This is a genomic window from Nonomuraea mangrovi, assembly GCF_042681425.1.
GTDB classification, from domain to species: Bacteria; Actinomycetota; Actinomycetes; order Streptosporangiales; family Streptosporangiaceae; genus Nonomuraea; species Nonomuraea mangrovi.
This window is the reverse complement of the sequence record NZ_JBHUFV010000050.1, coordinates 124,407-136,661: the sequence shown is the minus strand read 5'-3', so window position 1 is coordinate 136,661 and position 12,255 is coordinate 124,407. Positions and strand designations below refer to the sequence as shown.

Below are 12,255 nucleotides of genomic sequence, written 5' to 3'. Positions count from 1 at the left end.
GACCTCGTCATGTGCGCCATCAATTCTCAGAGAACGCTCTCACCGGCACAGGAGGATGCACATGACGACCGCCCCTCGACTTCTTGTCGGAGCCGCGGCGCTGGCGCTCGTCGCCACCGGCTGCGGCTCCACCGGGTCCGGGTCCTCCACCGGCCAGGCGGCCCCCGCGGCCGACTGCGCCGCCTACCAGCAGTACGGCAAGCACGACGGCAAGAAGGTCACGGTCTACTCCCCCATCAGAGACGCCGAGGCCGACCTCTTCCAGCAGAACTGGAAGACGTTCGAGAAGTGCACGGGCATGAAGATCACCTACGAGGGCACGGGCGAGTTCGAAGCGCAGATCCAAGTGCGCTCGGACGGCGGTAACCCGCCTGACCTGGCATTCTTCCCCCAACCAGGCCTGCTGGCGCGCTTCGCGAAGGCGGGCAAGCTGAAGGCCGCTCCCGCCGAGGTCAAGACGCTGGCCGACCAGGGCTGGTCCAAGGACTGGATCAACTACGGCACCGTCGACGGCACCTTCTACGCCGCTCCGCTGGGCGCCAGCGTGAAGTCGTTCGTCTGGTACTCCCCCAAGACCTTCCAGGAGAAGGGCTGGCAGGTCCCCAAGACGTGGGACGAGCTGATGAAGCTCAGCGACACCATCGCGGCCACCGGCGTCAAGCCGTGGTGCGCGGGCATCGAGTCGGGTGAGGCGACGGGCTGGCCGGCGACCGACTGGATCGAGGACGTCATCCTGCGCGAGCTCGGACCCGAGGAGTACGACAGGTGGGTCGCGCACGAGCTGAAGTTCAACGATCCCAAGGTCGTCGCGGCGGTCGACAAGGTCGGCGCGATCCTCAAGAACGACAAGTACGTCAACGGCGGCTACGGCCCGGTCAAGTCGATCGCCAGCACCGCCTTCCAGGAGGGAGGCGTGCCGATCACGACGGGCAAGTGCGCGATGCACCGCCAGGCCTCCTTCTACGCCAACTTCTGGCCGGAGGGCACCAAGGTGGCGGAGGACGGCGACGTCTTCGCCTTCTACCTCCCGGGCAACGACCCCGCCAAGAAGCCGGTGCTCGGCGCGGGCGAGTTCGTGGCGGCCTTCGCCGACCGGCCCGAGGTCCAGGCGTTCCAGCGCTACCTGGCCACGCCCGACCACGCCAACTCCAGGATGAAGCTGGGCACCTACGTGTCGGCGAACAAGGGCGTCGACCTGGCCAACGCGCAGAACCCCATCGACAAGCTGTCGATGGAGATGCTGCGTGACGAGGCGACCGTGTTCAGGTTCGACGGCTCGGACCTCATGCCGGCCGCCGTCGGGTCGGGCACCTTCTGGAAGGGCATGACCGACTGGATCAACGGCAAGGACACCAAGACGGTGCTCGACTTCATCGACGCCTCCTGGCCCAAGTCCTGATCTGCCCCGGTACGGCGGGCGGCCGCCCGCCGTACCTCCAGGGAGGACGGCCGCCCCGCGCTCCCTGAGTCGCCCCGCACGCCCCCCGACGACGCCCCACCCGGCGCGGGGAACCCCAGGAGGACCCTTGGACCTGGACTTCGATCTGGCCGCCGAGTCGCCCAAACTCACCCAGCTGGTCGTCGGCGTCGTCGCGTTCCTGGCGGTCGTCGGCCTGGTCCTGCTCCTGCTCGACAGGGCGCCGATGCGGCAGAAGGCCCGCCTGCACGCCGCGATCCTGCTGGCCCCCGCTCTCGTCCTGCTGGCCGTCGGCCTGGTCGTCCCCGGCGTCCGCACCACCCTGCTGTCGTTCATGAGCGGCGACGGCACCGCCTTCGTCGGCCTGGACAACTACGCGTGGATGTTCACCCAGCCCGAGGCGGTGACGGTGCTGCGCAACACCCTCATCTGGGTGGTGCTCGTCCCGCTCCTGGTGACCGCGATCGGCCTGGTCTACGCGGTGCTCGTCGACCGCAGCAGGTTCGAGTCGCTGGCCAAGTCGCTCGTCTTCCTGCCGATGGCCATCTCGTTCGTCGGCGCGGGCATCATCTGGAAGTTCGTCTACGCCTACCGGCCCGAGGGCGTCGACCAGATCGGCCTGCTCAACCAGGTCGTGGTCTGGCTCGGTGGCGAGCCGAGGCAGTGGCTGCTCGACCCGCCGCTCAACACGCTCTTCCTCATCGTGGTGATGGTCTGGATCCAGGCCGGCTTCGCCACCGTCGTGCTGTCGGCCGCGATCAAGGGCATCCCCTCCGACATCGTGGAGGCGGCCAAGCTCGACGGCGCGGGCCCGGCGCAGATGTTCTTCAGGGTGACGCTGCCGTCGATCAGGCCCGCCGTGATCGTCGTCCTGGTCACCCAGTCGATCGGCACGCTGAAGCTGTTCGACATCGTGCGCACCATGACCGGCGGCCAGTTCGACACCAGCGTCATCGCCAACGAGATGTACAACCAGGCCTTCAGGTACGGCGAGACCGGCAAGGGCGCCGCGTTAGCGGTGTTCCTGTTCGTGCTGGTCACGCCGATCGTCGTCTACCAGATCCGCAGCAGGAGGGCCATCCGATGACGACCCCGACCGCCAGGGTCCGCGCCGGCCTGTCCAGCAGGACGGCCTCCCTCGTCGCGCTGCTGATCGCGCTGCTCTGGACGACGCCGACCTTCGGCCTGCTGCTGTCGTCCTTCAGGCCCGAGGACCAGATCAAGACGTCCGGCTGGTGGACGTTCTTCTCCGCGCCCACCCTGACGCTGGAGAACTACCAGGAGGTGCTGTTCGGCACGTCCTCCTCCTCGGGGCAGCTGGCGAGCTTCCTGCTCAACTCGATCGTCATCACGGTGCCCTCCGTGCTGTTCCCGCTGGCCTTCGCCTCCTTCGCGGCCTACGCGCTGGCCTGGCTGCCGTTCAGAGGCCGCGACTGGATCTACATCGGGATCTTCGCCCTCCAGGTCGTGCCGCTGCAGATGGCGCTGGTGCCGCTGCTGTCGTTCTTCTCCGAGGGCGTCGAGGTGTTCGGCGTGCAGCTCACGCCCGCGTGGAACCTGGAGGGCACGGGCAGGTTCGTCCAGGTGTGGTTCGCCCACACCTGCTTCGCGCTGCCGCTCGGCATCTTCCTGCTGCACAACTTCATGTCCGAGCTGCCGCACGAGCTCATGGAGGCGGCGAGGGTCGACGGCGCCACCCACGGCACGATCTTCCGCAGGATCGTGCTGCCGCTGGTGGCGCCCGCGCTAGCCACCTTCGCGATCTTCCAGTTCCTGTGGGTGTGGAACGACCTGCTCGTGGGACTGATCTTCGGAGGCGGCACGGCGGAGAGCGCGCCGATGACCGTACGGCTGGCCCAGATGGCCGGGACCAAGGGCAACGAGTGGCAGCGCCTCACCGCCGGGGCGTTCGTGTCTGTCATCATTCCTCTCGTGGTCTTTGTGTCGATGCAGCGCTACTTCGTCCGCGGGCTCCTGGCCGGAAGCGTCAAAGGTTGACATCCTCTCCCTCGTCAACGAGGGCGATTCCCACGGTCACCCGTGAGGGTTCCTGCTTCACCGCCGGCCGCCCCGCCAGGAAAGAGCTCCCTTTGAGGTCTTACACCAGCTCCACAGGCGTTTCACCTCTCCGCCAGCCCGGCGGCGAGGATGTTTCTTGCCGCGTTCACGTCCCGGTCATGGACCACGCCACACGCGCACTCCCACTCCCGCACGGTCAACGGCATCGACCGCTGGCTCGCCCCACAGGCAGAACACAGCTTGGAGGAAGGAAACCAACGGTCAACGACCAGCAGTACCCGCCCGTACCAGGCCGCCTTGTACTCCAGCATCCGGCGCAACTCCCGCCAACCCGCGTCCGAGATCGCGCGGGCAAGCGAACGATTCTTGATCAGGTTGCGGACGGCCAGGTCTTCCACGGCGATCACTTGGTTCTCGCGAACGAGCCGGGTACTGACCTGATGCAGATGATCATTCCTGCGGTCGGCGACACGCGCGTGCACCCTGGCGAGCCGGAGCCTGGCCCTGGCCCGGTTCGCCGAACCCTTCTCCTTCCGGGCCAGTCCCCGCTGGGCTTTGGCCACCTTCCGGCGGGCGGCTCGCTCATGCCGCGGATTGACGATCTTCTCTCCGGTGGACAGAGTCACCAGCGCCGTGATCCCGGCATCCACCCCCACAGCGCCATCGACCGGGTCGAGGGGCCGGATCCGGTCCTCGCACAGGATGGACACGAACCAGCGGCCCGCCGCATCCCTCGATACCGTGACGGTCGACGGCTGCGCGCCCTCCGGAAGCGGACGCGACCACACGATGTTCAGCGGGCCGTCCATCTTGGCCAGAGTGAGCTGTCCATCCCACCACCGGAAGGCCGAACGCGTGTACTCAGCGCTCAACCGCGACCGCTTACGCGACTTGAACACCGGATACCCGGCCCGTTTGGCGAGGAAGTTCGCGAACGCCGCCTGCAGATGCCGCAACGCCTGCTGCAACGGCACACACGACACCTCCGCGAGAAACGTCAGCCCCTCCGAGCGCTTCCACTCCGTCAACGCGGCCGAGGACTCCGCGTAGGAGACGCGCCGACCCTCCTGCCTGTAGGCGCGAGTCCGCTCTGCCAGCGCCTTGTTGTAGACCAGCCGGACACAGCCGAACGTCCGGGCAAGCTCCTCGGCCTGCCCGGGGGTCGGATAGAAGCGGAACTTGAACGCCCGCTTCACCGTCTGCGCCACGCCTCACATCGTGCACGATCAGTGAGCACTCGCGCAGGTGTTCGGTACACAGCATGCGGCATCCAGCCGCGTTTCCTCCCCTGCCTGAAGACGGGCATCTCCACACTCAAGGAGTCTTGATGAAGCGCCCCACGCTGGAGGCGGTCGCCGCCAGGGCGGGAGTGTCGCGTGCCACGGTCTCGCGGGTGGTCAACGGGCAGGCGACGGTCGCCCCGCACATCCGCGACGTGGTGCTGCGCGCGGTCGACGAGCTCGGATACGTGCCCAACTCGGCGGCGCGCAGCCTCGTCACGCAGCGGACCGACTCGATCGCCCTCGTCTTCTCCGAGCCGCCGACCAGGGTGTTCTCCGAGGACCCGATGTTCTCCACCGTCATCAGGTCGGCCAGTGTGGAGCTGGAGGCGGCCGACAAGCAGGTCGTGCTCATGCTGACCAGCTCGGCCAAGAGCCACGCGCGGATCGAGCGGTACATCGCCAGCGGCCACGTCGACGGCGTCATGCTCATCTCGATGCACGGCGGCGACCCGCTGCCCGCCGCGATCGCGCGCATGCGGGTGCCTGTCGTCTCCTACGGCAGGCCCGCCGTCCCCATCGACATCCCGTTCGTGGACAACGACAACGTGGGCGGGGCGGCCGATGCCGTACGGCATCTGGTGGAGTCGGGCAGGCGCAGGATCGCCACCATCGCGGGCCCGCAGGACATGATCGCGGGGCTGGACCGGCTGGCCGGCTATCGGAACGTGCTGCGCGACTCCGACCGGCGCTCGATCGTCGCGATCGGCGACTTCACCCGCGAGTCCGGCGCGATCGCGATGCGGCAGCTGCTGGAGGACGACCCCGGCCTCGACGCCGTCTTCTGCGGCAACGACCTCATGGCCGTGGGCGCGTTGCAGGCGCTGCGCCACGCGGGGCGCAGGGTGCCCGACGACGTGGCCGTGGTCGGGTTCGACGACATCGAGGCCGCCAAGTACACCGACCCGCCGCTGACGACGGTCCGCCACCACATCTTCGAGCAGGCCGCGGCCATGACGAGGCTGCTGCTCGGGCTGTTCGAGGGCGGTCCCGCCGATCCGGTCATCCTGCCGACCGAACTGGTCATCCGCGAATCCGCCTGAGATGCTGGCCACGGAGGTGGCTGGATGGGTCCTCCGGGCGACGTCACCGATTTCGTCCTCATCAAGGGCATGGGGTTCGTGCGTTACGGCCTCGTGCTCACCGGCGATCAGCGCGAAGGCGTCTCGCTGGCCCAGGAGGCGCTGGCAGGGCTGAACGCCGCGAAGACCGGAAATCCCGACACCTATGTCGGCACGACGATGGCCCGCCTGTTCGTGACGGGACGGCGCCGCCGCCATGGGCAGGGCGTCCCCGAGGCCGACGTCGCCAGGCAGGGCGGCGACCCGGACATCTGGCGGCAGCTGGCGGAGCTTCCCGCGCTGACCAGAGCGGTGATCGTGCTCCGCTCCTATGGCGGGCTGTCCAACGAGGAGATCGCGCACGTCCTCGACCTGCCGTCGTCCAGGGTGCGCGACCAGGCTGTCGCCTTCAGGCAGGACGACCTGGTCAGAACCCTCGAAGCGGCGGCCGCGACGGCCCAGCCCGCTGACCTGCTGTCGGGGCTGTCGCGGCTGCGGCGCCGCCGTACGGCGAAGCGGCTGCGGTCGGCGGCGGCCGCGGGCCTCGCGCTGGCCGCGGTGACCGGGCTGGTCGTGCTGGTCAGGCCCACGGTGGCGGCGCCCGCCGACCACGTCGCGGCCACCGCCCGTCCCGCGCCGTCGAGAGTCGGGCGCGCCATGGCGGCCCAGGAGGTGTGGCCGCGCGCCGTCTCCCGGCTGCCCGCCCGCTCGGCCGACGGGCTGGTGTACCAGCCCGCGATCGCGATCGACGACCACCGCGTGGTGCTGCTGGCGCAGGAACGGCTCGGCTACGACGACGTACGGCTGGACGTCTACGACGCCGTCACCGGCAGGATCGGCAGGTTCGCCAAGCTGGCGACGGGGGACGAGGTGCGGTGGTTCGCCACCAACGGGCGGTTCGTGGTGTGGAGCGCCCTCGGGCTGCGCGCGGACGACACGGTCGAGACGCAGTTCTGGCGGGTGCCGGTCAAGGGCGGCAAGCCCCGGCTCGTGACGACCGCCGCGGAGGGTGACAGGCAGGCGCCTCCGGAGATCCATTTCCAGGTGGGCGGCGGGCATCTGCTCTGGAACACCGACAAGGCGATCTATCGGCGGCCGCTGTCGGGCAAGGGGGGCAGGGAGAAGGTGCGCGACGGGTTGCGGCTGCTGGAGTGGCCGTGGGCCGCCGACCTGGCGAAGGGGACGCTGACGGACCTGGAGACGGGCCGTTCGAGGCTGTTCGTGACCGGCGGCCAGGGGGTGGCGCAGTGCTCGCCCGACTGGTGCGTGGAACGGAACGCGATCTCGCGGATGACGCTGGCGCGCAGGACGGACGGGTCGGGGACGGTCGTCGAACTGCCCGGGTCGACGTCGGACGGGCCGGTGCTGAACCGGTTCGTGGTGCTGCGTTTGCGGGCCGGGCTACAGGTGATCAAGGATCTGCGGGCGGGGACGCTGGCGACTTTCGACCCCGCCGACCCGTCGATGGCGGTCAGCCTGGGTGACAAGAACGACCCGGGGACGATGCTGGCGTGGAGCGACTCCGACGGCCGCGACCTCTGGATCCTCAATCTGAAGGCCGTGCGCTGACCTCGCCTTTCCGGAGCCCCGGCCCCACCCGGAGGGAGGGGCCGGTCCTCCGGGTGGGGCCCTCGGGTCAGGGCTCCAGCCAGACCGCCGTGTCACGAGGGAGCAGGCCGTCGTGACACGTGGGGCCGCTGGCCAGAAGGATCGCCGAGTGCGGCGGGAGCCGTACCGGGTCGGGGCCCAGGTTCACCACGCACACCACCCCCGAGTCCCGCGCGAACGCCAGCACATGGTCCCCCAGGTCCAGCCACGTCAGCGATCCGTCGCCGAGCCGGTCGCGGCGCAGGTGGAGGGCGGTGCGGTAGAGGGTGAACATGGACCGGGGGTCGCCCGCCTGGGCCTCGGCCGTGAGCTCCTTCCACTCGGGCGGCTGCGGCAGCCACGGCTCGCCCGCGCCGGGGCCGAACCCGAACGGCGGCGCGTCACCCGACCACGGCAGCGGCACGCGGCAGCCGTCCCGCCCTGGAACGGTGTGCCCCGATCTGGTCCATATGGGGTCCTGACGCAGCTGGTCGGGGATGTCGTCGACCTCGGGCAGGCCCAGTTCCTCGCCCTGGTAGACGTAGACGCCGCCGGGCAGCGCCATCGCCAGCAGCGCGGCCGCCCTGGCCCTGCGGTAGCCGAGGTCCAGGTCCGCGGGGGCGCCGTCCCTGCGGGCCGCGTGGTCCCACGAGGTGTCGGTCCTGCCGTACCTGGTGACGACGCGGGCGACGTCGTGGTTGGACAGCACCCACGTCGGCGGCGCGCCCACGGTGGCGTGGGTCGACAGCGTCAGCGCGATGCTGGCCCGCAGCGCCGCCGGTTCCCACGGGCACGAGAGGAAGTCGAAGTTGAACGCGGTGTGCAGCTCGTCGGGCCGCAGGTAGCGGGCGAACCGCTCCTGGTCGGGCAGCCACACCTCGCCGACGAGGATCCGGTCGTCGTACTCGTCGGCCACCTGCCGCCAGCCGCGGTAGATGTCGTGGACGCCATCGAGGTCCTCGTAGGCGGTCGCCGACTTGACCAGCAGCGCGGCGGAGTCGATGCGGATGCCGTCCACGCCCCTGTCGAACCAGAAGCGCAGCACGTCGTGGAACTCCTGGTGCACCTCGGGGCTGTCCCAGTTGAAGTCGGGCTGCCCAGGGTCGAACAGGTGCAGGTACCACTGGCCGTCTTCCACCTGGGTCCACGCGGGCCCGCCGAAGATCGACCGCCAGTCGTTCGGCTCGTCGCCGAACCAGAAGCGGTCGCGCTTCGACCGGTCCCGCAGGGCCTCCTGGAACCAGGCGCTGGCGGTGGAGCTGTGGTTCGGCACGACGTCGATGATGACCTTGATGCCCAGGTCGTGGGCCTCCCTGATGAACCGCTCCGCCTCTCCCAGCGTCCCGAACACCGGCTCGATGTCGCGGTAGTCGGCCACGTCGTAGCCGCCGTCGGCCATGGGCGACGGGTACCAGGGGTTGAGCCAGACCGCGTTCACCCCCAGGTCCTTCAGGTACGGCAGGCGGTCCCGCAGCCCGGCCAGGTCGCCGACGCCGTCGCCGTTCCCGTCGGCGAAACTGCGCAGGTAGACCTGGTAGATCGCGGCGCCCCGCCACCACGTGTCGGACATTGCGCTCCTAACCCTTGAGGCTTCCGGCGGTGAGGCCCGCCATGATGTGCCGTTGGAAGAACAGGAAGATGACGATCGTCGGGATGCTGGCGATCACCAGGGCCGCGGTGAGCGCGTTGGTCGGCATGGTCTGCGACAGCGAGTTGATGGCGACGCTCACCGTCATGCGGTCGGTGTCAGGCAGCACGAGCAGCGGGTAGACGAAGTCCCGCCACACGTTGACCACGGTGAAGATCGACACGACGCCCAGGATGGGCCGCGAGACCGGCAGCACGATGGACCACAGGATCCGCACGGGCGACGCGCCGTCCATCTCGGCCGCCTCGATGAGCTCTCTCGGGATGGAGTCGAAGAAGCGCTTGAGCAGGAAGATGTTGAAGCCGTTGGCCGCCGCGGGCAGCCAGATCGCCCACGGGGTGTTGAGCAGGTCCAGGTCGACGACAGTCACGTACAGGGGCAGGATCAGGACCATCGGCGGGATCATCAGCGTGGCCAGCATCAGCCCGGTGATCAGCTTGCCGAACATCGGGCGCAGCTTCGACAGCGCGTAGGCGGCGGCCACGTCGACGGCCAGCGTGAACAGCCAGGCGCCCGCCGCGTAGAGGGCGGTGTTCTTCAGCAGCAGTCCGAGGTCGAGCAGGTTCCACGCTTCAATGTAGGCGTCGAAGCTGGGGTTCCGCGGGATCAGCGTGGGCGGGATCTGGTCGAGTTCCTCCGGGGTCTTGAGCCCGCCGGTCACCATCCAGTAGAGCGGGAACATGAAGACCGCGGTGAAGCCGGCGACCATCGCCACCAGCACGATCCAGTAGATCGTCCGGCCTTTGCGGGTGTTGAGCTGGTGCGGCGACACCAGGGTGCGGAACCGCGTCTCGATGCGGCGCTCGGCGAGCCTGCGCGGCTTCGGCCTGCGGTGCCGTACGGCGGTGGCGATCATGACCTCTCCCGCGAAACGCGCAGGTACACGGCGGAGAAGACGATGAGCACGATCATGAGCATCAGGCCCATCGCGCCACCGCCGCCGAAGTTCCCGAAGTTGAACGCGTACTGGTACATCAGGTACGCGACGGTCACGGTGGCGTTCTCGGGCCCGCCGCCGGTGAGCATGAACGGCTCGATGAACACCTGCATGGTCGCGATGACCTGCAGCAGCAGCATCACCAGGAGGATCAGTTTGGTCTGGGGAATGGTGACGTGCCAGATGCGCTTGAACAGGCCCGCGCCGTCGAGTTCCGCCGCCTCGTACAGCTCGCTCGGGATCGTCTGCAGGGCCGCCAGGTAGATGAGCGTGCCGCTGCCGAGGTTCATCCAGGTGGAGACGATGACCAGGGAGATGAGCGCGGTGTCGGTCGAGTCGAGCCACGCGAGCGGCGGCAGGTGAAAGAAGCCGAGGATCTGGTTGAACAGGCCGGGGCCCGGGTCGTAGAACCACTTGAACAGCAGCACGGACACGGCCGGGGGCAGCATCACCGGGAGGTAGACCACGAACCGCAGATAGGCCTTGGCGTGGCGGAGCTCGTTGAGGACGATCGCCGCGGTGAAGGGGACGATGTAGCCGATCAGCAGCGCCAGGCCGGTGAAGGCGGCGGTGTTGATCCAGGCCTGGGCGAAGGCGGGGTCCTCGATGACCGTCGCGAAGTTGTCGAGGCCGACCCACGTCGGGGGGTCGACGAAGTTGTTCTCCTGGAGGCTCAGGAGAACCTCGCGGATCATCGGCCACCACGAGAAGACGGCGAAGCAGATCAGGGCGGCGCTCAGGAAGCCGTAGGCGGTGAGGTTGCGTTTCACCGCCCTGCCCGTTCTGGACGGGGGCCTTCGTCCCATGCTTGCTACGTTCAAGGGGTCACTCCTGTGGATCATGGCTGCTGGGTCCCCGCCGGCGGTGACGGCGGCGGGGACCCTGGCGCTGCCCGGACCGCGCGAGCGGTCGGGACGGGCGAGGCGGGGGTCAGCTGGTGGACTTGCTCAGAACGTCGTTGACCTTGGTCTCCGCCTCGGCGAGCAGCTTGTCGATGTCCGCGTCCTGCCGGGTGAGCACGGCCGACATCGGGGTGTCGAGGATCTGGTAGATCTGCTGGTTCATGGGCGGCTCGAGCTTGAGCGGCACCTTCGCCATCCCGTCCACGTAGGCGGAGAAGTTCTCCAGCGGCAGCGTGGCGTTCGTCTTGCGCAGCTCCAGCAGCTTCTGACCGGTCGGGCTGTCACCCCAGACGTTGTTGTCGGGAAGGCCGACCGCCCTGCCCGTCGCCTTCTGGCGCGCGTAGTCGAACTGGCCCCTGCCGGGAGCCAGCACGTAGTAGTCCAGCCACAGCAGACCCGCCTTGATCTGCTCAGGAGTGGCCTTGGGGTTGAACATGTAGCCGTCGCCACCGCCCAGTGTGGCCGTGGCCTCGGGGAAGGCCGCGAGCCCGAAGTCCTCGTATGCGGCCTTGCGGTTGTCGTGCAGTTCGGTGATGACGTCGGGCGCGCCGAGGATCATGCCCATCTTGCCCGCGCCCATCAGGCGCATGAGGTCGTCCCACTGGTAGAGCTGCTTGGTCCCCATGCTGTTGTCGGTCCAGCGCATGTCCTTGAGGTTCTGCAGGACCGCCTTGCCCTCAGGGGTGTTGAAGGCCGCCTTCTTGCCCGTCTCGTCGACGACGGAGCCGCCCCTGCCGTAGATGGACTGGGTGAAGTGCCAGCCGCCGGTGTTGCCCGCGCTGTACTCCCCGTAGCCGATGTGGCCGGGGCCGAGCGCGGTGATCTTCTTGGCCGCCTCGCGGATCTCCGCCCAGGTCTTGGGTGGCGTGTTGGGGTCGAGACCTGCCTGCGTGAAGAGCTTGCGGTTGTAGACGAGACCGACCTTGTAATTTCCGCGGGGAACACCGTAAATCTTGCCGTCGACCGTGTATGCCGCCATCACGCTGGGGTCGATGTCCTTGAGCGTGGAGATCGTGTCGGCGTAGGCGGTGATGTCAGCCGCCTGGCCCGCCCTGATCGCGGTCTGCACGTCGCCGAAGTAGCCGTAGAAGACGTCCTCCATCTGGCCGCCCGCCAGCTTGGCGTCGTAGGTCTTCACGTCGTGGCAGGGGAAGCCGTCCTTGCTGTCGATCGTGATGTTCGGGTGCAGCTTCTGGAAGGCGGCGACGTCGTCGTCCCAGTCCTTGCGCTGCAGGGGGTTGGTCTTGGGCGGCTGGCAGCCGACGGAGATCGTGACGGGCGCGGCCTGGGGCGCCCCGCTTGCCGCGGACGCCGGCTTTTCGGCCGTGGAACCGCAGGCCGCGACCGACAGGCCGAGGCCGGTGACGATCAGCAGGCCGAGTGCTCTGCGGGAGCTGCTCATCG

The 12,255-nt window shown here is 68.7% G+C and carries 9 protein-coding genes and 1 pseudogene; 5 read left to right on the top strand and 5 right to left on the bottom strand.

Annotated elements, in window-relative coordinates:
- The first annotated feature begins 61 nt into the window (after positions 1-61).
- From ACFSKW_RS33290 to ACFSKW_RS33280, 3 genes are all read left to right on the top strand, one after another.
- Complete coding sequence (locus ACFSKW_RS33290; protein ID WP_379576561.1) at positions 62-1,399, top strand: ABC transporter substrate-binding protein; 1,338 nt, start codon at positions 62-64, stop codon at positions 1,397-1,399.
- Positions 1,400-1,532: 133 nt separating this feature from the next.
- Complete coding sequence (locus ACFSKW_RS33285; protein WP_379576911.1) at positions 1,533-2,504, top strand: carbohydrate ABC transporter permease; 972 nt, start codon at positions 1,533-1,535, stop codon at positions 2,502-2,504.
- Positions 2,501-3,415: a carbohydrate ABC transporter permease gene (locus tag ACFSKW_RS33280; RefSeq protein ID WP_379576559.1), complete on the top strand. Its 915-nt coding sequence runs from the start codon at positions 2,501-2,503 to the stop codon at positions 3,413-3,415. The genes ACFSKW_RS33285 and ACFSKW_RS33280 overlap by 4 nt, the downstream gene beginning before the upstream one ends.
- Here ACFSKW_RS33280 and ACFSKW_RS33275 read toward each other — a convergent pair.
- A pseudogene (locus tag ACFSKW_RS33275) lies at positions 3,405-4,644 on the bottom strand (RNA-guided endonuclease InsQ/TnpB family protein). The gene ACFSKW_RS33280 and the pseudogene ACFSKW_RS33275 overlap by 11 nt on opposite strands.
- 119 nt (positions 4,645-4,763) lie before the next feature.
- Between ACFSKW_RS33275 and ACFSKW_RS33270 the strand changes: the two are divergent.
- The gene (locus tag ACFSKW_RS33270) at positions 4,764-5,759 is read left to right on the top strand and encodes a LacI family DNA-binding transcriptional regulator (RefSeq protein WP_379576557.1); all 996 of its coding nucleotides are present in this window, start codon (positions 4,764-4,766) and stop codon (positions 5,757-5,759) included.
- A 24-nt stretch (positions 5,760-5,783) separates the two neighbouring features.
- Positions 5,784-7,346 carry a sigma factor-like helix-turn-helix DNA-binding protein gene (locus ACFSKW_RS33265; protein WP_379576555.1) on the top strand — a complete coding sequence of 521 codons (1,563 nt, stop codon included), beginning with the start codon at positions 5,784-5,786 and terminating at the stop codon, positions 7,344-7,346.
- 67 nt (positions 7,347-7,413) lie between these two features.
- Here the strand turns inward: ACFSKW_RS33265 and ACFSKW_RS33260 are convergent, their stop codons facing one another.
- The 4 genes from ACFSKW_RS33260 to ACFSKW_RS33245 all read right to left on the bottom strand — a co-directional run bounded on the left by ACFSKW_RS33260 (position 7,414) and on the right by ACFSKW_RS33245 (position 12,253).
- A complete protein-coding gene (locus tag ACFSKW_RS33260) occupies positions 7,414-8,934 on the bottom strand; it encodes a glycoside hydrolase family 13 protein (RefSeq protein WP_379576553.1) in 1,521 nt (506 codons plus the stop codon).
- 7 nt (positions 8,935-8,941) lie between these two features.
- Positions 8,942-9,868 carry a carbohydrate ABC transporter permease gene (locus tag ACFSKW_RS33255; protein ID WP_379576551.1) on the bottom strand — a complete coding sequence of 309 codons (927 nt, stop codon included), beginning with the start codon at positions 9,866-9,868 and terminating at the stop codon, positions 8,942-8,944.
- Complete coding sequence (locus ACFSKW_RS33250; RefSeq protein ID WP_379576549.1) at positions 9,865-10,755, bottom strand: carbohydrate ABC transporter permease; 891 nt, start codon at positions 10,753-10,755, stop codon at positions 9,865-9,867. The genes ACFSKW_RS33255 and ACFSKW_RS33250 overlap by 4 nt, the downstream gene beginning before the upstream one ends.
- Positions 10,756-10,879: 124 nt before the next feature.
- A complete protein-coding gene (locus ACFSKW_RS33245) occupies positions 10,880-12,253 on the bottom strand; it encodes an ABC transporter substrate-binding protein (protein WP_379576547.1) in 1,374 nt (457 codons plus the stop codon).
- Positions 12,254-12,255: the final 2 nt, after the last annotated feature.